This window comes from Oerskovia enterophila, assembly GCF_044748475.1.
GTDB lineage: Bacteria > Actinomycetota > Actinomycetes > Actinomycetales > Cellulomonadaceae > Oerskovia > Oerskovia enterophila.
Window position 1 is genome coordinate 245,700 of the sequence record NZ_JBIVFZ010000004.1, and the last position, 22,146, is coordinate 267,845.

General features: G+C 73.0%; 17 protein-coding genes and 1 riboswitch. Of the genes, 9 read left to right on the forward strand and 8 right to left on the reverse strand.

All coding sequences use genetic code 11. The annotated features are described in order from the left end of the window. Nucleotides 1-18: 18 nt before the first annotated feature. Nucleotides 19-2,241 carry an NTP transferase domain-containing protein gene (locus ACIPWA_RS14145; protein ID WP_056764607.1) on the reverse strand — a complete coding sequence of 741 codons (2,223 nt, stop codon included), beginning with the start codon at nucleotides 2,239-2,241 and terminating at the stop codon, nucleotides 19-21. A 303-nt stretch (nucleotides 2,242-2,544) separates the two neighbouring features. Here ACIPWA_RS14145 and ACIPWA_RS14150 point away from each other — a divergent pair, with 303 nt between their 5' ends. From ACIPWA_RS14150 to ACIPWA_RS14160, 3 genes are all read left to right on the forward strand, one after another. Further along, the gene (locus ACIPWA_RS14150; RefSeq protein WP_400291106.1) at nucleotides 2,545-3,207 is read left to right on the forward strand and encodes a DUF4190 domain-containing protein; all 663 of its coding nucleotides are present in this window, start codon (nucleotides 2,545-2,547) and stop codon (nucleotides 3,205-3,207) included. Continuing rightward, on the forward strand, nucleotides 3,204-3,863 hold the full coding sequence (locus tag ACIPWA_RS14155) for a DUF4190 domain-containing protein (protein ID WP_400291108.1): 660 nt from the start codon (nucleotides 3,204-3,206) through the stop codon (nucleotides 3,861-3,863). Before ACIPWA_RS14150 ends, ACIPWA_RS14155 begins: the two co-directional genes overlap by 4 nt. Before the next feature lie 97 nt (nucleotides 3,864-3,960). Next, nucleotides 3,961-6,285 carry a glycoside hydrolase family 3 C-terminal domain-containing protein gene (locus ACIPWA_RS14160; protein WP_400291109.1) on the forward strand — a complete coding sequence of 775 codons (2,325 nt, stop codon included), beginning with the start codon at nucleotides 3,961-3,963 and terminating at the stop codon, nucleotides 6,283-6,285. 187 nt (nucleotides 6,286-6,472) lie between these two features. Here ACIPWA_RS14160 and ACIPWA_RS14165 read toward each other — a convergent pair whose 3' ends face one another. The 3 genes from ACIPWA_RS14165 to ACIPWA_RS14175 all read right to left on the reverse strand — a co-directional run bounded on the left by ACIPWA_RS14165 (nucleotide 6,473) and on the right by ACIPWA_RS14175 (nucleotide 8,723). Next, nucleotides 6,473-7,210: a TetR/AcrR family transcriptional regulator gene (locus ACIPWA_RS14165; RefSeq protein ID WP_082609014.1), complete on the reverse strand. Its 738-nt coding sequence runs from the start codon at nucleotides 7,208-7,210 to the stop codon at nucleotides 6,473-6,475. 206 nt (nucleotides 7,211-7,416) lie between these two features. Then, the gene (locus tag ACIPWA_RS14170; RefSeq protein WP_400291112.1) at nucleotides 7,417-7,800 is read right to left on the reverse strand and encodes a GntR family transcriptional regulator; all 384 of its coding nucleotides are present in this window, start codon (nucleotides 7,798-7,800) and stop codon (nucleotides 7,417-7,419) included. Further along, nucleotides 7,797-8,723, reverse strand: a complete 927-nt coding sequence (locus ACIPWA_RS14175) for a hypothetical protein (RefSeq protein ID WP_400291115.1) — start codon at nucleotides 8,721-8,723, stop codon at nucleotides 7,797-7,799. Before ACIPWA_RS14175 ends, ACIPWA_RS14170 begins: the two co-directional genes overlap by 4 nt. Nucleotides 8,724-8,918: 195 nt before the next feature. Between ACIPWA_RS14175 and ACIPWA_RS14180 the strand changes: the two genes are divergently transcribed. From ACIPWA_RS14180 to ACIPWA_RS14195, 4 genes are all read left to right on the forward strand, one after another. Next, entirely contained in the window at nucleotides 8,919-9,632 is a 714-nt protein-coding gene (locus ACIPWA_RS14180; protein WP_400291117.1) for an ABC transporter ATP-binding protein, read from the forward strand. Then, nucleotides 9,632-10,525, forward strand: coding sequence for an ABC transporter permease (locus tag ACIPWA_RS14185; protein ID WP_056652637.1), 894 nt, complete (start codon nucleotides 9,632-9,634; stop codon nucleotides 10,523-10,525). The genes ACIPWA_RS14180 and ACIPWA_RS14185 overlap by 1 nt, the downstream gene beginning before the upstream one ends. A 202-nt stretch (nucleotides 10,526-10,727) precedes the next feature. Continuing rightward, the gene (locus ACIPWA_RS14190) at nucleotides 10,728-12,218 is read left to right on the forward strand and encodes a sensor histidine kinase (protein WP_400291119.1); all 1,491 of its coding nucleotides are present in this window, start codon (nucleotides 10,728-10,730) and stop codon (nucleotides 12,216-12,218) included. Beyond that, a complete protein-coding gene (locus tag ACIPWA_RS14195) occupies nucleotides 12,215-12,877 on the forward strand; it encodes a response regulator (RefSeq protein ID WP_400291120.1) in 663 nt (220 codons plus the stop codon). The genes ACIPWA_RS14190 and ACIPWA_RS14195 overlap by 4 nt, the downstream gene beginning before the upstream one ends. Before the next feature lie 99 nt (nucleotides 12,878-12,976). Here the strand turns inward: ACIPWA_RS14195 and thiC are convergent, their stop codons facing one another. From thiC to clpB, 4 genes are all read right to left on the reverse strand, one after another. Further along, nucleotides 12,977-14,656, reverse strand: coding sequence for a phosphomethylpyrimidine synthase ThiC (thiC, locus tag ACIPWA_RS14200; RefSeq protein ID WP_449870953.1), 1,680 nt, complete (start codon nucleotides 14,654-14,656; stop codon nucleotides 12,977-12,979). A 56-nt stretch (nucleotides 14,657-14,712) separates the two neighbouring features. Further along, nucleotides 14,713-14,822: riboswitch (TPP riboswitch) on the reverse strand. 140 nt (nucleotides 14,823-14,962) lie between these two features. Next, entirely contained in the window at nucleotides 14,963-15,946 is a 984-nt protein-coding gene (locus ACIPWA_RS14205) for a diacylglycerol/lipid kinase family protein (RefSeq protein ID WP_056652677.1), read from the reverse strand. Nucleotides 15,947-16,013: 67 nt separating this feature from the next. Then, the gene (locus ACIPWA_RS14210) at nucleotides 16,014-17,099 is read right to left on the reverse strand and encodes a CAP domain-containing protein (protein ID WP_400291124.1); all 1,086 of its coding nucleotides are present in this window, start codon (nucleotides 17,097-17,099) and stop codon (nucleotides 16,014-16,016) included. Nucleotides 17,100-17,302: 203 nt separating this feature from the next. Then, the gene (gene clpB, locus ACIPWA_RS14215) at nucleotides 17,303-19,921 is read right to left on the reverse strand and encodes an ATP-dependent chaperone ClpB (RefSeq protein WP_056652684.1); all 2,619 of its coding nucleotides are present in this window, start codon (nucleotides 19,919-19,921) and stop codon (nucleotides 17,303-17,305) included. Between the two features lie 285 nt (nucleotides 19,922-20,206). On the opposite strand from clpB, the gene ACIPWA_RS14220 reads away from it, so the two are divergent. Continuing rightward, the gene (locus ACIPWA_RS14220; protein ID WP_400291126.1) at nucleotides 20,207-20,872 is read left to right on the forward strand and encodes a hypothetical protein; all 666 of its coding nucleotides are present in this window, start codon (nucleotides 20,207-20,209) and stop codon (nucleotides 20,870-20,872) included. A gap of 215 nt (nucleotides 20,873-21,087) precedes the next feature. After that, entirely contained in the window at nucleotides 21,088-22,047 is a 960-nt protein-coding gene (locus tag ACIPWA_RS14225; RefSeq protein WP_400291128.1) for an alpha/beta hydrolase, read from the forward strand. The last annotated feature ends 99 nt before the right edge of the window (nucleotides 22,048-22,146 follow it).

A 22,146-nucleotide genomic window follows, 5' to 3' on the forward strand; every position in this document is an offset into this window, starting at 1 on the left:
ACCCCGGGGGAAGGAGGCTCAGACGCCCGCCGTGACGAAGCCCTTGAGCCAGTCGAGCAGCTCGGTGGCCTTCTCGGGGGAGTCGGCCTCGACGAACATGCGCAGCACGGGCTCGGTCCCGGAGAACCGCAGGAGCGCCCAGTTGTCGTTCTCGAGGACGATCTTGGTGCCGTCGAGGTGGGAGATGCTCACGACCGGGTAGGGCCCGATGTGCGTGAGCGGGTCCGCCTCGAGGCGGCGCGGCACGGCGACGCGCATCTCCGGCGTCGAGTCGACGCCGGCCTCGAGCGTGTAGAGACGACCCGTGATCTCGTAGATCATCTCGCGCAGCTCGGAGATCTTCTTGCCCGTGCGGGCGAGCATCTCGACGACCAGGGCGCACGCGAAGATGCCGTCCTTGCCGAGGATCCAGCCGCGGACCGTGAGGCCGCCCGAGGACTCGCCGCCGAGCACCGCGCCGATCTCCTCCATGCCGGCCGTGACGTGCTTGAAGCCGACCTTGACCTCGCGCGACTCCTCGCCGAAGTGCGCGGCCAGCCGGTCGAGCAGGTGCGTCGTCGCGAGGTTGCGCACGACGCCGCCCTTCTCGCCGCGGAACTCGTGCAGGTACCAGTAGAGGAGGAGGAGGAGGTCGTTGGTCGAGATGTACTCGCCGGTCTCGTCGACGATGCCGATGCGGTCGGAGTCTCCGTCCGTCGCCATGCCCAGGTCGTAGCGGCCGTCGCCCTGCTTGATCATCGAGATCAGGGTCGACAGGCGCTGCAGGTCCGGTGCGGGCGCGATCCCGCCGAACAGCGGGTTGTGCGAGGCGTGGATGAACTCGGAGCGCACGCGCATGTCGTTGAGGATGGTGCCGAGCGTGAGCTGGCTCGTGCCGTACATGGGGTCGACGATCACGCGCAGGTCCGAGCCGCGGACGGCGTCGACGTCGACGATCTTCTCGATCGCGTCGACGTAGGGCTCGGTGAGGACCTTGTCCACGACCAGGCCGGCCTTGCGGGCGACCGCGAGGTCGAGGGTGATGACGTCGTCGACGCTCAGCGCGTTGGCCTCGTCCTGGTAGCGGTCGGTCTCGTCGTCGAGGGGCAGGGAGCCGTCCTGGCGGAAGACCTTCATGCCGTTCCACTCGGGCGGGTTGTGGCTCGAGGTGACGATGATGCCGTAGGCCGCGCCGAGGTACGGGGCCGCGAACGTCACGAGGGGCGTGGGGACGTCGTCGGGCAGGAGGGTGACCGGGATGTTGTTGCCCGCGAAGACCTCTGCCGCCGCGACGGCGGACTCGCGCGAGAGGAAGCGGCGGTCGCCGCCGATCACGACGCCGAGCCCGTCGATGCCCTTGCGGACCGTCTCGTTCGCGATCGCCTGGCACAGGCGACGCACGTTCGCGAGCGTGTAGCCCTCGCCGATGATGGCGCGCCACCCGCCGGTGCCGAACACGATCTTGGTGTCGGTGTTCTTCTTGGGCATGAAGAGCCGCTTGAGGAGGATGTCCGCGGCCTCCTGGAGCTCCTCGGGGGTGTTGATGCCCCGGACCTCGTCGGTGTCGTAGATCCGGTACGAGGAGATGCTCTTGTGCTTGGCGATGACGCGGCGGGCGAGCTCGGTGAGCCGGTGCTCGCCGCCGGCGAGCATGGCCTCGAGCTCGGCGAACAGCAGGCCGGGGGACGCGACGTAGGCACCCACGTTGACCTCGGCGGGGGCCCCGCCGGTCCCGGCGTCGGCCGGGCGGTCCTCCTCCTCGAGGATCGCGGTGATCTCGCCGTCCTCGCGGACGATGCGCCCGTAGGTGGGCAGGTCCTCCGTCACGACGGCAGCGAGCAGCGAGAGGTCCGCGCCCTTGAGCGTGTGACGGGTCAGGAGGCCGAGCAGCGACTCGGAGCGCAGGAGCGGCGTGTCGGCGTAGGCGACGAGGACCTCTCGCGCGGGGGTCGCGAAGGCCTCGATCGTGGCTCGGGCCGCGAGCACCGCCCCGCCCGTCCCCGGCAGGTCCTGCTGCTCGACGTACGTGAGGTCGTCACCCAGCAGTCCGCGGACCGTGGTGTCGCCCGGGGCGACGACCACCACGATGCGGTCGTCGGCGACGATCTTGCGGACGTTGGCGACGGCGAGCTCGACCACGGTCGCTTCGCCGAGCGGGCGCGTGATGAGCTCGCGCGACGCGTCGTCGTGACCGGCAGCGAGAACCACCGCCGCTCGATCGTTCGTGGTGGCGGGAGCCTGTGCGGCCTGTGGCAGGGTCATGACGTCCTCACTGCTCGGTGATGCGTCGCGCGCGACCTGTGCCGGCCGCGCTCGGTAGGGCACCGGAGAGCCGAGCGAGAAAAGCACGACTCCTTCCAAATCCCTCGTACGAGAGACCGCGGATGCCCGGTACCACCACGATCATAGACGCGCGGAGCCGTGCGAACGAGGGCCAGGGGTGGTTTGGGGTGGAATCCTCACAAAATATGCGCGAGCATCCGCCCTCGTCCGCGACGGGCCTCCGCAGGGTGAGTCCTGTGGGGAGTTCCACCGAGGTCCGCGCCACGTCGCTACGGTTCTCCCATGACCTCCTACCCGCCGCAGGGCCCCGGCGCACCGGACCAAGATCCGACGCCTCCGCCCAACCCCTACCTCTCCCCCGGCGGACCGACGCGTCAGCCTCCGCTCGTCCCGTACCAGCCACCCGCGGCCGGCATCGAGGACGCGCCCGTCGAACCGGACCCGTACTACCCTCCCGCCGGGCCGTCCGGCGCAGGGTTCCCGACGGCGCCTCCGCCGTCGGGCGGCCCGGCACACCCTCCGTACGGCGCACCGGGGACGCCCGTCCACGGGAACCCGTACGGCTCTCCCTACCCGCCTGCCCCCGGTGCGTACCCCCAGGGACAGTGGCCCCCCGGTCCGACCACGCCGTATCCCGGCGCCCCGCAGGGGATGCCGCCGGCCTGGCAGCAGGGCCCCCAGGGCCCAGCGTGGACGGCGTCGTTCGCTCCCCCTCCGCGGCAGAGCGGACTGGCTCTCGCGTCGATGATCACGTCGCTCGCCGGGCTCGCCCTGTGCTTCTTCCCCGGGATCGTCGGCCTGGTCCTGGGGATCGTGGCCCTCCAGCAGATCTCGCGCGACGGGACGACCGGACGCGGGTACGCGATCACGGGGATCGCGGTGGGCGCGGTCATGACGGCGCTCCTCGCGCTCTGGTTCATCGGCATCGCAGCGGGCTCCGTATGAGCACCCCACCTCCCCCGTCCGGGTACGACCAGGACGTCTACTACGCGCCGGGCTGGCAGCCCGCTGCTGCCCGGACCGAGCCCCTGGCCTATGCGGCGATCCCGACGGGGCTGCTGCTCGGGCCGGTCGGTGTGGGCGTCGGGGCCGCGGCGCTCGCGCGGATCCGACGGAACGGCACACGAGGCGTCGGGCTCGCCTGGGCGGGGATCGCGCTGGGTCTGGCCACGACGGTGACGGCGATCGCCGTCACCGTCGCCCTGCTGCTGGGCGGCGCAGCGACGCGCGCGCTGCCCGCCGACGTGAGCGCACCGCAGGACGCGCACGCGCGGCAGCTCGTCCTGGGGAACTGCCTCGCCGACCTGCCCGACGACGGTCCCGTCACCACGGTGCGCGTCGTCCCGTGCGCGGAACCTCACGAGGCCCAGGTCGTGGCCCGCACCGACTTCTCGGCAGACTCGCTCTGGCCCGGGCAGGGCGACGTCGAGTCGAGGGTCTCGCGCGTCTGCGTGCCGGCCGTCCTGGCCGGCGACGTCGACCCCGCGGGGATAGAGCTCTCCATCTGGACCCCCTCGGAGGAGTCGTGGGCCGAGGGTGACCGGACGGGCCTCTGCCTGGCCGCGACGCCCGTGCTGACCGAAGGATCGCTCATCGACTGACGCCCGCCGCGACACACCTACCACTCGGTAGGTTTCTCGGATAGTCTCGGAGGAACAAGCAGAGCGGCTTGGCCGCGAACCCTCGAGGAAGTGCACCGTGAGCAACGAGAACACCGCCACCCCCACCACTGCGCGCACCGCCGGACCGCTCGATGTCGAGCGGCTCGTCCAGGAGCTCACGCTCGAGGAGAAGGCGTCGCTGACGTCGGGGCTGGACTTCTGGCACACGCAGCCCGTCGAGCGCGCGGGTACCGAGGTTCCTGCGGTCATGGTCACCGACGGCCCGCACGGCCTGCGCAAGCAGAGCGGGGCCTCGGACCACCTGGGCCTCGCGAACTCGGTCCCCGCGACGTGCTTCCCCACGGCCGCCGCGCTCGGTTCCACGTGGAACGTCGACCTGCTCGACCGCGTCGGGAAGGCCCTCGGTCGCGAGACCCGCGCCAACGACGTCGCCGTGCTCCTCGGCCCCGGCATCAACATCAAGCGCTCCCCGCTCTGCGGCCGCAACTTCGAGTACTTCTCCGAGGACCCCGTGGTCTCGGGCGACCTGGGCGCCGCGCTGATCCGGGGCATCCAGAGCCAGGGCGTGGGCACCTCGCTCAAGCACTTCGCGGCCAACAACCAGGAGACCGACCGCATGCGCGTCTCCGCCGACGTCGACGAGCGCACGCTGCGCGAGATCTACCTGACGGGCTTCGAGCGGGCGGTGAAGAAGGCCTCGCCGTGGACCGTCATGTGCTCGTACAACAAGATCAACGGGACGTACGCGTCGCAGGACCACTGGCTGCTCACCGAGGTCCTGCGTGACGAGTGGGGCTACGACGGCGTCGTGGTCTCCGACTGGGGAGCGGTCTCCGACCGCGTCGCCGCGCTCGCCGCCGGTCTCGACCTCGAGATGCCCGCCACGGGCGGCCGCACCGACGCGCAGGTCGTCGCCGCGGTCCGCGCCGGCGAGCTCGACGAGGCGATCCTCGACCAGGCGGTCCGCCGCCACCTCACGCTCCTGAACCGCGCCCTGCCCGCGCTCGCCGAGCCCGGCGCTTTCGACGTGGCCGAGCACCACGCCCTCGCCCGCGAGACCGCCGCCGAGGGCGCGGTCCTCCTGCGCAACGAGCCCGTCGACGGCACGCCCGTCCTCCCCCTCGACCCGGCCGCCGCCGCGTCGCTCGCCGTCGTCGGCGAGTTCGCACGCACCCCGCGCTACCAGGGCGCCGGGTCGAGCCAGGTCCAGCCGACGCGCCTCGACGACGCCCTGACGGAGATCCGCGCGACCACCGGCACCGAGGTCCCGTTCGCGGCGGGCTTCGGCATCACGGCCGAGACGTCGGCGGCCGACGACGCCCTCCGCGCCGAGGCTGTCGAGCTGGCACGGGGCACCGAGACCGTCGTCCTCTTCCTGGGCCTGCCCGCGAGCCACGAGTCCGAGGGCTTCGACCGCGACGACATGGACCTGCCCGCGAACCAGGTCGCGCTCCTCGAGGCCGTGGCCGCCGTGTGCTCGCGCGTCGTCGTGGTGCTCGCGAACGGGTCGGCCGTCACGATCGCCCCCTGGCAGCACCACACCGCGGCGATCCTCGAGGGCTGGCTCGGCGGCCAGGCAGGCGGCGGCGCGGTCGCGGACCTGCTGTTCGGCGTCCGCAACCCGTCGGGCAAGCTGACCGAGACCGTCCCGCTCCGGCTCGAGGACAACGCGTCGTACGGGAACTTCCCGGGCGAGTTCGGCCACGTCCGCTACGGCGAGGGCGTCCTGGTCGGGTACCGCTACTACGACGCCAAGCGCATGGACGTCGCCTTCCCGTTCGGCCACGGCCTGTCGTACACGACCTTCGCGTACGAGGACCTGTCGGTCACGGTCTCGGGCGAGGGCCCGACGGCGTCGCTCACCGTGGACGTGACCGTCACCAACACGGGGGCCGTCGCAGGAGCCGAGGTCGTCCAGGTCTACGTGGGCGACCCGCAGGCCGCGGTCGAGCGCCCCGAGCGCGAGCTCAAGGCGTTCGGGAAGGTCGCGCTCGCTCCGGGCGGGACGCGCACCCTCTCGTTCGAGCTCGACGCACGCGACCTGTCGTACTGGCACCCCGTGCTGCGGCGCTGGGTCGTCGAGGGCGGCGAGTTCGTGGTGTCCGTGGGCGCCTCGTCCCGTGACCTGCGCGGGTCCGCCACCGTCACCGTGGTCGGCGAGGACATCACCCCTCCGCTGACCCCGTCGTCGACGCTGAGCGAGGCCCTCGCCCACCCGGTCGCGGGCGAGATCATCCGGACCGCCATGGCGCAGACCGACGACACCTCCGCGATGCCCCTGGACGAGGGGATGCTGGCGCTCGCCGGTGACATGCCGCTGCGGGTCATCGCGGCCTTCGACGGCATGCTGTTCGACGAGGCCCAGCTCGACCAGCTCCTCGCAGCGTCCGGCGCGGCCTGACCGGACGACCGACGGGCGCCCCTGGATCGACGGATCCGGGGGCGCCCGTTCGCGTGTCGGGCCGACAGCGACCCGGCCGTCAGCGGTCGGAGGTCGGCCGCCACCGGCCGGCGAGCTGCGTCAGCGGCCAGCCGTCGGCCGCCACCAGCCACCAGCTCCTCAAGCGCCAGGCGTCATGCCTGCGACCTCAGTCGGAGGTCTCGGCCTCTGCCGGTGCCGCGTCCGGCAGGATCAGCGAGAGGTAGGCACGGAGGCCGGCCGCCATGTCGACGGGCGGGCGCGGCCCGTTGCGCTCGAGCAGGAACTGGACCTGGAGCCCGTCCATGAGGGCGACGATCGCTCGCGCGGTGGCCGGGATGTCGACGTCGGGCCGCAGCCGGCCCTGGGCCGCGCGGTCCGTGAGCTCACGTCGGCTCCGGGCGAGCACGTCGTCGTATCGGCGCTGGAAGTACTCGTGCGCGGGGTGGTCGGGAGCCGTGGCCTCGGCCGACAGGATGCAGTAGAGCTCGACGATCCCGGGGCGGGCCGCGTTGCGCTCGACGACGTTGACCAGGGCGTCGAAGTACGCGACACCCTGCGCCAGGTCGTCCGCGAGCAGCGCGAAGTCCACCTCGTCGCGGTGCTCGAGGACCGCCTGGAGGAGCAGCTCCTTGGTCGGGAAGTGGTGCAGCAGACCGGGGTGGGAGATGCCGACGCGCGAGGAGATCTCGCGGAGCGACGCCGAGTGGTAGCCGACCTCGCCGAAGAGCCCGGTCGCCGCCTCGAGGATCTCGTCGCGCTTGGCGCGGCCCTTGGCGTAGCCACGGGGTGCAGCGCCGGAGCCTCGCCCAGGGGCCTCGCGCGTCGCCGACGTGTCGGGCGCGCGCTCAGGTACCCCGCGGGCACCCTCGCGTGGTTGCGTGGTCTCTGACGTCCTGCTGGGCATGCGCCCTCCCCCATGAGTGTTTGCGTGAACGGTCCTGCGGTGCGTGCCGCGATGTTCCGATTCCGTGACCCTACCGCCGCAGGGGTTCCTGCGGCTGGATCGTCCCGCAGGGCCGCCGCCACGGCCCGGTGCACGCGAGGTAGAACGTCCTGCGCCGAGGTAGGACGTGGCGCGCTCTACCTCGCGCAGCACGTTCTACCTCGGCGCTACGCGGGCGGGTCCTGGACCGTGAGGAGGCTGGCCGCCACGAGGTCGCGGACCTCGGTGTCGGAGAGGCCGTGGTCGCGTGCGATGCGGACGAAGCGCTCAGCCGCGCCGACCACGGCCGCGCGGTCGAGCGTCGCGGGGGGCGCCGTGACGAGCGTCCCGACCCGACGGCGGGTCGTCACCAGCCCGGCCGCCTCGAGGTCGCGGTAGGTCCGGGACACGGTGCCCGGGGCGATGCCGAGGTCGTTCGCAAGGGCACGGACGGTGGGGAGCCGCTGCCCGTCCACGAGGGTCCCGGCCGTGACGAGAGCCGCAAGCTGCGCGCGGAGCTGCTCGTAGTGAGGGGTCGACGAGTCGAGGTCGATCCGGACCGCGAGGCTCACGAGGTCGCCCCGACCGGTCGGACCGACTCGACCTCGGGCGACGGGTCGCCGGCGGGCCACACCGCGGTGGCGACCGCCACGAGGAGCAGCACGAGCGCGAGCACCAGGAGCGAGTTCCCGGCGACCACGTGCGCCGTGCTTGGCGAGGGGGCGTAGACCCCCGAACCGTTACCGAGTCCGAGCCACCGCATCGACAGACCGGCGAGCATGACCAGGCCCGAGAGGGTCAGACCGATCACGAGCTGCACGATCCGCAGGATGCGGCGCGCGACCCGACGCCGCAGCCACATGTCCCACCCTTCACTCACGTCGAGGACGGCCGATCGGGACGCGACCAGGCGGAGCACCGTCTCGCACAGCACGAGGACCACGAGCATCACGGCGACGACCGGGCCGGTCCAGAGCACACCAGGGAAGGACCCGACCGTGAAGGCGTCGTGCTGGTCGATCACTCGCGACACCCGGCGGGGACCTGACGCGACCAGGGCGAAGGCGATCGCCGCGAGCACCATGGCTCCCGCCCAGCCCCACACCGTGCGCCGCAGGGCGGAGGGAGCGACGTCCGCCACGGTCCTCGCCGTCAGTGTCGCCTGCCGGGTGGCTCCCTGCGGCCTGGGCCAGGTCACCTCACCGACTCCGTAGATCGCCAGGACCCCCACGAGCGACGCCATGGGCAGCACCGCGAGCAGATGAGGCGACGGCAGCCGAACGGACACGAACTCGAACAGCGGGAGACCGAGGCCCACGACGAGGGGTACCGCCGCGACCACGGCGGTGAGAACGGCATGACGAACTGCCCGTCGCGCTGCGGTCGAGGGCGCGACGACCCGTCGTCCGTCGAACCACAGGAAGGCTCCGGCTCCCAGCGTGGCGCACACCAAGAGCGCCACTGCCAGCATCGCCGGGGGCACGATCTCGAACATGGGTCCCCCTCGTCAGAATGACTATTGAACACAAACTATGATCATTAAGGTTCGAGGTGTCAAGAGCCCACCTCCGCCGGAAGTCGCAACTCACCTTCCCCCCTCCGCCAGAAGCGCCCGTCACAGCCCGGAAGCCAGGCTGGAGGCACGGCGCGCGGCACCCCGGCTGCGCGGCCGGAGGAGAAGGGATCCCCGATGCCAGCCATCGAGATCGTGGGCCTGCGCAAGTCCTACGGGACGTTCGACGCCGTCCGCGACGTGAGCTTCGCCGTCGAGCCCGGGAGGGTCGTGGGGCTGCTCGGCCCCAACGGCGCGGGCAAGACGACCACCCTCAACGTCCTGCTGGGGCTCGCGTCCGCGAGCGCCGGGACCGCGGCGATCCAGGGCAGCCCGTACGCGGCGCTGGAGAAGCCCGGCCAGGTCGTCGGCGCGCTGCTCGACGCGGGCGGCCTGCACCCGGGTCGCAGCGGACGCGACCACCTGCGGGTCCTCGCGACCGCGGCCGGGATCGGGGGCCGACGGGTCGAGGAGGTGCTCGCGCTCGTCGGGATGGACCGTGCCGCCGACCGGCGCGTCAGGACCTACTCGCTCGGCATGCGCCAGCGCATCGGGCTGGCTGCGGCGCTCCTGGGCGACCCGCAGGTCCTGGTGCTCGACGAGCCCGCCAACGGCCTGGACCCCGCGGGCATGCGGTGGATGCGCGAGGTCCTGCGCTCGTTCGCGGACGGCGGCGGGGCGGTGCTGCTCGCGAGCCACGTCCTGGCCGAGGTCACGCAGGTGGCCGACGACCTGGTCGTGATCGGCCAGGGCCAGGTCATCGCCGACGGCCCGCTCACGGACCTCGTCCGGGGCGAGTCCCTGGAGGACTTCTACCTGAACCTGACCGCCGAGACCGAAGGAGTGCGCTGATGTTCCGCGCCGAGCTGCTCAAGCTACGCACGACCCGCACGCCCTGGATCCTGGGGATCGTCGCCCTCGCGGGCATGGTCCTCGTCCAGGCCCTGACGATCGCCCTGCCGCGCGTCCTGTCGGGCCTCGAGGGCCTGGGTGGCGGTGCCACCGTGGGCCTCCAGGCCTCGCCCGAGCTGACCGCGGACCTCGCCCCCGACCTCACCGGACTGACCGACCTGGGCGCGGCACCCGTGCAGCGCGCGATGCTGGACCTGCTGGGCAACGGCCCCGCGGGCTCGGGCTCGGCAGGCGTGTCGGTCATCTGCATGCTGCTGCTGGGCGTCCTCGCGGTCACGACCGACTTCCGCACGGGCGGCATCGTCCCTACGGCCCTCGTGGTCCCGTCCCGGCTGCGCATCCTCGGGGGCAAGGCGGGCGCGACCGCGGTCGTCGCGCTCGTGACCGGCGCCGCGCTCGCGGTGCTCACGGCCCTGGGCCTGTTCGTGGCCGTCGCGTCGACACCGGGCGCTCAGCTCATGGTCGGCGCGGGCGACGTCCTGGGCGTGTGGGGGCGTGGGCTCGTGGTCCTCGTGCTGTTCGCGTGGCTCGGGCTGGGCATCGGGACGCTGATCCGCGGGCAGGTCGCGGCGATCCTCGTCGTCGTGGGGCTCGTGGTGGTCGAGCCGTTGGTCCAGGCCGCGGTCCTGCTGCTCTCGGGGGGCACGTCGAACGCCGCGGCATGGCTGCCGCTCGGGCTGGGGTCGCTCGCGTCGACCGGCCAGAGCGCGACGTCGGTCCTGGGCGGCCTCGCCCCCTTGGGCGTCGGGGCCGCGGTGCTGGGCCTGGCCGCGTGGGTCGCGGTCGCGCTCGGGTCGGGCGCGGTGACGTTCCGTCGCCGCGACCTCGTCTGACGCCTTGCCCCGGAGGGGCGGCCCGTCGGGCGCCACGGCCACGTACCGTGGTGCCCGACGGCGCCGCTCCCCCGGGTGGGCGGGTCGCCTGGGTGCGGGGCACCTGAGCCCGGGCCTCCCGGCACCGGTGACCCCGCACGCCGCTCTGCCCGACCACCGACCGCCCGACCGCCCGACCGCCCGACCAGAGAGGACACACCCCGTGCTCGACACACTGCACCGCCGTCTCGCCGCGGTCGGCATCCGTACCTCGACGGGTCGCGACGCCCTGCTGGGCGTGGTCGTCGCGGTCCTCACGGTCGGCTTCCTGCTGGCCGTCGAGCGGGTCGCCCTGACCGACCTCGGCATCGTGGTCGAGGGCGGGCCCGACTCCCTGCGGTTCTCGACCGGCGGGCGGGTCGCAGCGATCGTGCTCGTCGTCGCGCAGGCCATGGCGCTCACGCTGCGCCGTCGGGCCCCTCTGCTCGCGCTCGCGCTGACCGTGGTGGGCCAGGTCGCTCTCGTGCCCGTGCTTCCCGCCTTCGTCTCGTTCCAGGCGCCCGCGACGCTCGTCGCGGCCTACTCGGTCGGTGCGTACGCACCGCGCCGCACGGCCCTGTGGGCGGCCGCGGCCGCAGCGGGCGTGCAGGTCCTGCTGAGCTTCGTGCTCGGCGGGCCCGTGCCGATCACCTCGACGGGTCCCGCGCCGGTCGCGGTCCAGGTCTGGGGCGGCCTCGCGTCAGCGCTCCTGACCTACGTGGCCTCGGCGCTCGTGGGTGCGTACGTCGGCACGCGCCGCGAGCTGTTCGCCCAGCTCCAGGGGCGCGTGGCCCAGGCCGAGCGTGAGCGCGACATGCTCGCGGCGCAAGCCGTCCTGGAGGAGCGCGGCCGCATGGCCCGCGAGCTGCACGACGTCGCCGCGCACCACCTGTCGGGGATCGTCGTCCAGGCGGCCGCGGCCGAGCGCCTGGTCGACCGCGACCCCGAGCGCGCCAAGGAGTCGATGCGCTGGATCCGCACCCAGGGGCGCGAGACGCTCGACAACCTGCGCCTGGTCGTCGGCATCCTGCGCAGCTCGTCGCAGGCCGGTCCCGGCGAACCGGGCGAGGAGGCCCCGGCCGCACCGCAGCCCACGCTCGACGACGCGGGCGAGCTGCTCGACCTCGCACGCAGCGCAGGGGCCGAGGTGCGTGACGTCCGTCGAGGCGCGCCGTTCGGGCTCTCCCCCGCCGTCCAGCTCACGGTGTACCGCGTGCTCCAGGAGGCGCTGAGCAACGCGCGCCGTCACGCCCCGGGGCGCGCGATCGAGGTCGTGACCGACTACCAGCAGGCCGCGCTCGTCCTCACGGTGACCAACAGGTTGCCGGTCGCGGCGATCTCGGGCGGCCGGACCGGTCGGAGCGCGGGCCGTGACCTCGACGCGCGCGAGGGGCACGGCGCCCCGGCGGCCGCTGCGGTGCCCGACAGGTCGACCAGCGCGACGGCCGTCACCCAGGCTGCGCCCGGGCACGGCCTCATCGGCATGACCGAGCGCGCGACCCTCGTCGGCGGGACGCTCAGCGCGGGCCCGGTCCCGGGCGACGGCTGGCGGGTCCGGCTCACGGTCCCCCGGCCCGCAGCGGCCGAAGCCGCCGCTCCCACCCCCACCATCCCCGAGCGCTCGGCGACGTCCACGGACGAGCCGGGCTCCGCCGTCGGGCAGGAGGCCCCATGACCCGAGTGGTGCTGGTCGACGACCAGGCCGTCGTCCGCGCAGGCTTCACCGTGATCCTCGAGAGCGAGGGCTTCGAGGTCGTGGGCGAGGCGGCGAACGGCACGGACGCCGTGCGCGTCGCGCGCCGCGAGCGCCCCGACGTCGTGTGCATGGACGTCCGCATGCCCGGCGGGGACGGCATCACGGCGACGCGCGCGCTCGCGGGGCCCGGCGTCGTCGACCCTGTCCCGGTGCTCGTGGTGAGCACGTTCGACCTGGACGACTACGTGTTCGGTGCCCTGGAGGCCGGGGCGAGCGGGTTCCTGCTCAAGGACGCCGAGCCCGACGTGCTGGTCGACGCGGTGCGGCGCGTGGCGTCGGGTGAGGGTCTCGTCGACCAGACGCTCACGCGGCGCGTGATCGACGAGTTCGCCCGACGGCGGTCCCCCGCCGCGCCCGACGAGGTCGCCTCGGGCCTGCTCACCTCGCGCGAGCACGACATCCTGGCGCTGCTGTGCCGGGGGCAGTCGAACGCCGAGATCGCGGCGACGCTCTACCTCGAGGCGAGCACCGTGAAGTCGCACCTGAGCCGCATCATGACCAAGACGGGCATGCGCGACCGCGTCCAGCTCGTGGTGTGGGCGTACGAGCACGGGATCGCGGCGCCCGGCACGAGCTGACCCCGCCCGACCCCGCTGAGTGCGGAGTACTTGTCGCCGATCGGCTCGTTCGACGACAAGTACTCCGCACTCAGCGGTCGGGCAGGTGGCCGGGGCGGCTCAGCTGCCCGCGACCGGCAGGTAGACCCGGCCGCCCGCGTCCGTGAACTCGCTCGACTTCTCCGCCATGCCGGCCTCGATCGCCTCGACCGACGTCAGGCCGTTCTTCTCGGCATACTCGCGCACGTCCGCGGAGATCCGCATCGAGCAGAACTTGGGCCCGCACATCGAGCAGAAGTGCGCGGTCTTGGCGGGCTCGGCCGGCAGCGTCTCGTCGTGGAAGGCGCGGGCGGTGTCGGGGTCGAGGGAGAGCGCGAACTGGTCGTGCCAGCGGAACTCGAACCGGGCACGGGACAGCGCGTCGTCCCGCAGCTGCGCACGCGGGTGCCCCTTGGCCAGGTCGGCGGAGTGCGCCGCGATCTTGTACGTGATGACCCCCGTCTTGACGTCGTCGCGGTCGGGCAGCCCCAGGTGCTCCTTGGGCGTGACGTAGCAGAGCATCGCAGTCCCGGCCTGGGCGATGATCGCGGCGCCGATCGCGGACGTGATGTGGTCGTAGGCGGGCGCGATGTCGGTCGCGAGCGGGCCGAGCGTGTAGAACGGCGCCTCCTCGCACAGCTCCTCCTCGAGGCGCACGTTCTCGACGATCTTGTGCATGGGGACGTGCCCCGGACCCTCGATCATGACCTGCACGCCGTAGGACTTCGCGACCTTGGTCAGCTCGCCCAGCGTGCGCAGCTCGGCGAACTGGGCCGCGTCGTTGGCGTCCGCGATGGACCCCGGTCGCAGGCCGTCGCCGAGCGAGAACGTGACGTCGTAGTCGCGCAGGATCTCGCACAGCTCCGCGAAGTGCGTGTACAGGAACGACTCCTGGTGGTGCGCGAGGCACCACGCGGCCATGATCGAGCCGCCGCGGGACACGATGCCCGTGACACGGCGCGCGGTCAGCGGGACGTAGCGCAGCAGGACGCCCGCGTGCACGGTCATGTAGTCGACGCCCTGCTCGGCCTGCTCGATCACGGTGTCGCGGTAGATCTCCCACGTGAGCTTCGCGGGGTCCCCCTTGACCTTCTCGAGCGCCTGGTAGAGCGGCACCGTCCCCACGGGGATCGGGGAGTTGCGCAGCACCCACTCGCGGGTCTCGTGGATGTCCTTGCCCGTCGAGAGGTCCATGAGGGTGTCGGCGCCCCAGCGCGCGGCCCACACCATCTTCTCGACCTCCTCCTCGATCGAGGAGGTCACGGCCGAGTTCCCGATGTTCGCGTTGATCTTCACGCCGAACGCCTTGCCGATGATCATGGGCTCGATCTCGGGGTGCCGACGGTTGGCCGGGATCACCGCCCGGCCACGCGCGACCTCGTCGCGCACGAGCTCGACGTCGACGCCCTCGCGGGCAGCGACGAAGCGCATCTCGTCGGTCACGACCCCGACGCGCGCCCAGGCGAGCTGCGTCCGGGCGCCGCCCGTGCCGCGCTCGGTGGGGACGGCGTCGGGCCGGAGCCAGGACGCCCGCAGGGCGGGCAGGCCGCCCGCGAGGTCGAACGCCGCGGGGTCGTCCGACTCGGTGTAGGGGCCAGAGGTGTCGTACAGGTCCAGGTGCTCGCCGTTGCTCAGGAGCACGCGGCGCTCGGGGACGCGCAGGTGCTCCGCGCCCGGGACCGGGTGGTGGACCTTGGCGGACCCCGCGATGGGTCCGGTCGTGATGGTGTGCGCGGACGACCCGGTGGTCGGGGCGGGCACGGTGGGTGCAGCTGGTGCAGCGGCGGTGGGCCCGGTGGTTGTGGGCACAGCGGTCTCAGAGCTCATGGCTCTCTCCCTACGTCGGCATGATCCGAACAGGTTCGAACGGTCGGCGGCGCTGAGCCGCCCTCTCAGCTCGCTGCTGCGAGCTCCCGTGGGTGTGTGGAGTTGTGGGTCGTGCTGGTGGTGCGGTGGTGCTGGGTCGTGCGGTGGTGCTGGGTGGTGCGGTCGTCACCGTAGCGCACCGCGCCGGGCGTCGGCGCGACCGTCCCGCGTTCGGCGCTTGCCCGTGAGTGCGGCCACGGATCACCCGTCCGCCGGCGCGCCCTCCGCGATGTCGTCGGACATGTCGGGCTGGTAGACGCACACCCACAGCGCCCCGGCACGGACGCTGACCTCGAGCTTCTTCGACGGCTCGATCACGTCGCCGTCGAGCTGGCGTGGCTGCGGCCGGTCGGAGATCACGGAGATCCGTGACCCGCGCAGCACCTCCATGTTGGGGACGCGCTTGCGCCCTCGCAGCACCCCGACGAGGAGCTGGACCCAGTGGCCCAGGTTGCGGGGCGCGAGGATCGCGACGTCCATCTGCCCGTTGTCGGGCACCGCGTCGGGCAGCAGGTTGACGCCCGCCTGGAGCTTGCCGACGTTCCCGACGAGCACGCTGCGTGCACGACGGCGCAGCACCGGCCGGTCGTCGACGCGCACCTCGACCTTCATCTCGTCGTCGGCGAGGTGCTTGAACGCGGAGACGACGTACGCGAGCGCACCAGCCTTGGCCTTGAGCGCCGTCGGCGCGTCCTCCATCATCGCGGCGTCGAGCCCCATGCCGGCCATGACGGCGAACGCCTGCCCGTCGACCTCGCCGATGTCGACGGCGCGGCGCCCGCGGTCGAGCGCGAGGCGGATGCCGTCCTCCGGGCTGGGCGGGATACCGAGGTTGGTCGCGAGGAGGTTGCCCGTGCCGCCGGGCAGGACCGCGAGCGCCGCCTCGGTCCCGACGAGCCCTTCGATGCAGGCGCGCACGGTGCCGTCGCCGCCGCTCACGAACACGACCTCGGCGCCGTCCTCGACGGCCTGCCGGGCCTGGCCGGTGCCGGGGTCCTCGGCGGTCGTCTCGAGCCAGGCGGGGGCGGGCCAGCCCGCGTCGGCGAGCTGGGCCTCGATGGTCCGGCGGAGCTCGTCGAGCCCCTCGACCCGGTTCGGGTTGACGATGACCGCGGAACGGAGCGGTGCGTGGTCGAGACGTTGCTGGGCGGCGGGCTCGGGCGTTGCTTCGTGGGACGGGTTCACACCTGAGTATGTCGCGGCGCGCGCTGGCTCGCCCGGCAAGCGGACACCTCGGACCTTCCGGGCGTCCTCAGTACCCGAAGACCTGCACCCAGGTGTTGCCCACGCGCCCGATCCCCATCGCGGTGAAGTCGCAGTTGAGGATGTTCGCACGGTGCCCCTCGGACGCCATCCACGCGTCGACCACGGCCTGGGCGGTCTGCTGGCCCGCGGCGATGTTCTCACCGCCGGGTCGCGCGTACCCCTGAGCGGTCACGCGGTCGCCGAACGTCCGCCCGTCGAGGCTCGTGTGGCTGAAGTACCCCTGGTCGACCATGTCCTGCGCGTGCAGGGTCGCGGCGCGGGCGAGCTGGTCGTCGGCCCGCAGGGCCGGGCAGCTCGCGGCCGTGCGCTGCCCGTTGACGAGGCTCAGCACCGCGGCCATGTCCCCGGTGCCCGACGACGGCGCTCCCCCGGTCGAGCCGGCTCCGCCCGTCGAGGTGGTGGGGTCGGCGAGCAGCGCGGCCCGGGTCGCCGCACCGGCCACGCCGTCGGGCTCGAGGCCTCGTGCCGCCTGGAACGTGCGCAGAGCGCGGTCGGTCCCCGCACCGAACTCGCCGTCGGCCAGGACCGTGGCCCCGTGCACCTGCAGCCGCTCCTGGATCGCCTGGACCTCGGGTCCGGTCGCGCCGAGCTGCGGCGGGCCGGTCGGGGCGGGTGCCTCGGGCGCAGCCTCGGTGGTCGGCGCAGGGTCGGGCGCGGGGGGCGTGTCCGACGGACCCCCGGCTCCCCCGCCCGGTCGCTCGACCGTCGGCGCCACAGGCGCCTGCGCAGCGGGGTCCGCCTCGGCGAGGACCGCTCCGCGGGGGCCGTCGCTCCGGCTGGCGCGGTCGGCGTCCCGCCCGAGCGCGGCGTCCCAGCGCGCTCCGATCGGTTCGAGACCCGGCCCCTCGCCGTCGAGCTCCTGGACGGCCGGGACCGCGAGCAGACCGCCCACGAGGCCGAGCGTGACCACCATGACCTGAGGCAGCGCGCTCGCGCGACGCACCTCGGCGCCGGGGCGTGCGTGCCGGACGGCCTCGGCACGGCGCCGGCGCCTGGCCGCGCGCGACGGCGAGGACGCGATCTCCTCGGCACGGCGGCGGGCGGCGCGGGTCTGCGGAAGGTGGTCGGGCACGGGAGAGTCCGGCAGCACGAATGACCTTCCGTCGAGGGAACGTGGGCTGATCGTCCAGTATGCCCGTTCCGTGGGAGCGAGACCAGGCTGCGCACGCACGAAGGCCCGGACCCCTCAGGGGACCGGGCCTTCCACGCACGAGGCGAGCGACGCCGTCGGGCAGGAGGATCCCCCCGCCCGACGGCACGCACCTCACCGGGGCGTCACTGCTGGACGCGGAGCTCGAGCCCTTCGCCCTCGACCTGCGAGCGGTCGACCACGATCGTGTCGCCGTCCGCGATCTCGCCCGCGAGCAGCTTGCGCGCGAGGCGGTCGCCGATCTCGCGCTGCACCAGGCGGCGCAGCGGACGCGCTCCGTACGCGGGGTCGAAGCCCTCGAGCGCGAGCCACTCGCGCGCTCCGGCCGTGACCTCGAGCGTCAGGCGACGGTCCGCGAGCCGTTCGCCGAGCCGGTCGACCGCGATGTCCACGATCCGTCCCAGCTCGTCGAGGTTGAGCGGGTCGAAGATCACGACGTCGTCGAGCCGGTTGATGAACTCGGGCTTGAAGCTCGCCCGCACAGCCGACATGACGCCCTCACGCTTGGCCGCGTCGTCGAGCAGCGGGTCCACGAGGAACTGCGAGCCCAGGTTCGACGTCAGCACCAGGATGACGTTGCGGAAGTCGACCGTTCGGCCCTGGCCGTCGGTCAACCGGCCGTCGTCGAGCACCTGGAGCAGGATGTCGAACACCTCGGGGTGCGCCTTCTCGACCTCGTCGAGCAGCACGACCGAGTACGGCCTGCGCCGCACGGCCTCGGTGAGCTGGCCGCCCTCCTCGTAGCCGACGTACCCCGGAGGGGCACCGACCAGGCGCGAGACGCTGTGCTTCTCGCTGTACTCCGACATGTCGATGCGCACCATGGCACGCTCGTCGTCGAACAGGAAGTCCGCGAGCGCCTTCGCGAGCTCGGTCTTGCCGACGCCCGTGGGGCCGAGGAACAGGAACGAGCCCGTGGGGCGGTCGGGGTCGGCGACGCCTGCGCGGGAACGTCGTACGGCGTCCGACACCGCGGCGACCGCAGCCTTCTGCCCGATCAGGCGCTTACCGATCACGTCCTCCATGTGGAGGAGCTTCTCGGACTCGCCCTGGAGCATGCGGCCCGCGGGGATACCGGTCCACGCGGACACGACCTCGGCGATCTCGTCCGCACCGACCTTGTCGGCGATCATCGGCGCCTGGGGCGGCGCCGTGGCGGACTCGTCGCTGTCGATCGACGCCTCCTCCTGCTCGGCCGCCTGGAGCTGCTCCTGGAGCTGCGGGATCTCGCCGTACTGGATGCGCCCCGCGGTCTCGAGGTCGCCCTCGCGGATGGCCCGCTCGACCTGGACGCGGAGCTCGTCGAGCTTGGCGCGCAGGTCGCCGACGCGGTTGTGGCCCGCCTTCTCGGCGTCCCAGCGCGCGGTCAGCGCGGACAGCTCCTCGCGGCGGTCGGCCAGGTCGGCACGCAGCTTCTCGAGGCGCTCGCGCGAGGCGGGGTCGTCGGACTCGGAGAGCACGACCTCCTCCATCTCGAGGCGCGTGACGGCGCGCTGGAGCACGTCGATCTCGATGGGCGACGAGTCGAGCTCCATGCGCAGGCGCGACGCGGCCTCGTCGACCAGGTCGATCGCCTTGTCGGGGAGCTTGCGGCCCGTGATGTAGCGGTCCGAGAGCGCGGCGGCAGCCACGAGCGCCGAGTCGGCGATGGTCACCTTGTGGTGCGCCTCGTAGCGCTCCTTGAGCCCGCGCAGGATCGCGACGGTGTCCTCGACCGAGGGCTCGCCCACGAAGACCTGCTGGAAGCGGCGCTCGAGGGCCGGGTCCTTCTCGATGTGCTCGCGGTACTCGTCGAGGGTCGTCGCACCGACCAGGCGCAGCTCGCCGCGGGCGAGCATGGGCTTGAGCATGTTGCCCGCATCCATGGCGCCCTCTCCGCCCGCGCCCGCACCGACCACGGTGTGGAGCTCGTCGATGAAGGTCACGACCTCGCCGTCCGAGGACTTGATCTCCTCCAGGACGGCCTTGAGCCGCTCCTCGAACTCACCGCGGTACTTGGCGCCCGCGACCATGGCCGCGAGGTCGAGCGAGATGAGCTTCTTGCCCTTGAGCGAGTCGGGGACGTCGCCCGCGACGATGCGCTGGGCCAGCCCCTCGACCACGGCCGTCTTGCCGACGCCGGGGTCACCGATCAGGACGGGGTTGTTCTTGGTGCGCCGGGACAGGACCTGCACGACGCGCCGGATCTCCGAGTCGCGCCCGATCACGGGGTCGAGCTTGCCCTCGGCCGCGGCCGCGGTGAGGTCCTGGCCGTACTGCTCGAGGGCCTTGTAGGTGCCCTCGGGGTTGGGGCTCGTGACGCGGCCCGAGCCGCGGACCGCGGGCAGGGCCGAGCGCAGCGCGTCGGCGCTCGCCCCGGCGTCCGTGAGGATCTGTGCGGCGGGCGAGGAACCTGCGGCGATGCCGATGAGCAGGTGCTCGGTCGAGACGTACTCGTCCCCCATGCCCTGGGCCTCCTTCGAGGCCAGGTCGAGGGCGGTCGACGTCGCGCGCGACGCCGTCGGCTGCGCGACGGCCGATCCGCTCGCGGTGGGCAGCGAGACGAGCGCCGCGCGCACCTTCTGGCCGATGGCCTGGGCGTTCGCGCCCACGGCATCGAGGAGCCCGACGGCGACGCCCCCCTCCTGCGTGAGCAGTGCGGCGAGGAGGTGGACGGGTTCGAGCTGGGGGTTGCCGGCGGCCGAGGCGGTCTGGATGGCCTCGCCGATGGCCTGCTGGGACATGGTGGTGAACTTGGTGTCCATGGGGTCTCCGGTACTTCTGGGGTCTGGGTCTACCTGGATCAACGCGACCAAACTTGAGCGTATTCCACTCAAGTCTGTCCGTCATGTCGGCAACTGTGTCGGACGGCTGCCGTACCAGCCGGTGGTTCCCCTTTTCTCGTCCCGCGATCCACGGGATGCTGGGGGCGTGACTACACGACGGCTCGAACCTTCCGCCACCCTCGCACCGGACCGCGGCGACCGCACGACGGCGCCGGCCCACCCGGGAGAGCAGCTCTCCTCCGACCTCCCCGCCGGGGGTGCCCTGTGAACCTCGCACTCGTCGCGATCGTGGTGATCGTGCTCCTCGGGCTCGTCGTCATCGGGCTCGTCGCCTGGCTGCTCCTGCGCCCTCGCAAGGCACCGGCCGCCCAGCCGTACGGGTACGGCGCCCCCGTCGAGGGGTACCCGGCACAGCCCCCGTATCCCGGGCAGCCGGCGTACCCGGGGCAGCCCGGTCAGCCCTTCGGCGCTCCGGACCCGGCGGCCTCCGCCCCGGGCGCCGAACCGGTCCCGGCGCCCTACCCGGTGCAGCCTTCGCACGCGGTCGGGGCCGGGGTCCAGGCCGTCCCGGTCGACCAGTACGCACCGCAGCAGAGCCCGCCGGCCCCGCCCGGACCGCCTGCGCCGGCCGCCGGGCAGCAGTTCGCGCCGCCGCACGCGCCGGCCCCGCAGGTTCCCGACGCGCCAGCCTCCGCGGTCCCGCCGGCACCGGTCGCACAGCCGCACGCGCCGGCGCAGTACGCACCGCCGGCTGCCCACCCGCAGCCCGCGCAGACCTGGACGGCCGAGGTCACCGAGCCCTGGACCGAGCAGACCGACGACTCCGAGCTCGACGAGACCACACGCCTGCGCGAGGACCTCCGCCCGGCACCGCCCGCGGCGCCTGCTGCTCCTCCGGCTCCGCCCGCGAGCCCCGCACCACCCGCCTGATCCGCGGCTCCCGTCCGGCGAGCAGGGCGGGAAGCTCCCGCTCGCGAGGCGGGAGCGACCGCGCGAACCCGGTCGTACCGACCGAGGGCATCCCCCGGAAGGGGTTGTCAGGACGAGCGAGGCACGCCTCCTCGCTCGTCCTGACAGGGCACCCCGCAAGGGGCACAATGGCGGCACCGCGATACCGCCCGAGTACGCGGGCGAAGGGCTGCACCATGACGAACGGCTGGCACCAGGACGTCCTCGGCCCCGAGTGGGTCGCCCGCACGCTCGACCTCCCCGACGGCGACACCGCGACGCTCGTCCGCAAGGCGACGCCTCCCGCGGGAGGCGAGCGCCGCCGTCGGGCCGTGCTGTACGTCCACGGGTTCGTCGACTACTTCTTCCAGGCCCACCTCGGGGACGCTTTCGAGGACCACGGCTACGCGTTCTACGCGATCGACCTGCGGGGCTACGGCCGCTCGCTCGCGCACTGGACCGAGGCGGGCAAGGACCCCAACATGGTCGACGACCTGAGCGTCTACGCCCAGGACCTCGACGCCGCGGCCGCCGCGATCCGTGCCGAGGGCCACGACGAGCTCGTCGTCGTGGGGCACTCGACGGGCGGTCTCGTCACGAGCCTGTGGGCCAACGCACGACCGGGCAGGATCGCCGCGCTCGTCCTCAACAGCCCGTGGTTCGACCTCAACTCGAGCTGGTTCGACCGCGTGGTCTCCACCCGGGTGATCGACGTCGTCGGGCGCTTCGCCCCTCGCCTGAAGGTCGGGTCGCTCGACGACGCCTACGGGCAGGCGCTGCACGCCGGCACCGGAGGCGAGTGGGACTACGAGCTGGGCTGGAAGCCCCACGAGGGCTTCCCAGTCCGCGCCGGCTGGCTGCGCGAGATCCGTCGCGGGCACGAGCAGATCGCGCGCGGGCTGCACATCGAGTGCCCCGTGCTCGTCCTGACCTCGACACGGTCCGGCCCGAACAAGGGCTGGCACCCCGAGGTCATCACCACGGACAGCGTCCTGGACGTCCAGCACATCAAGGACCGCGCCCCCGGGCTCGGCGACGACGTGACACTCGTGGAGATCGAAGGCGGCGCGCACGACCTGGTCCTGTCCCCCGAGCCGGCGCGCAGCGCGTTCCTCGACGAGGTGTTCGGCTGGCTCGACGAGCGGCTGCCCGGCTGATGCGTGACCGGCCGGATGCGCGCTCGTCGTGCCGACTGCTGACGCACCTCGTCATCCGCGACGACGAGGTAGACCGGGAACCCGCACCGGACCGGACCT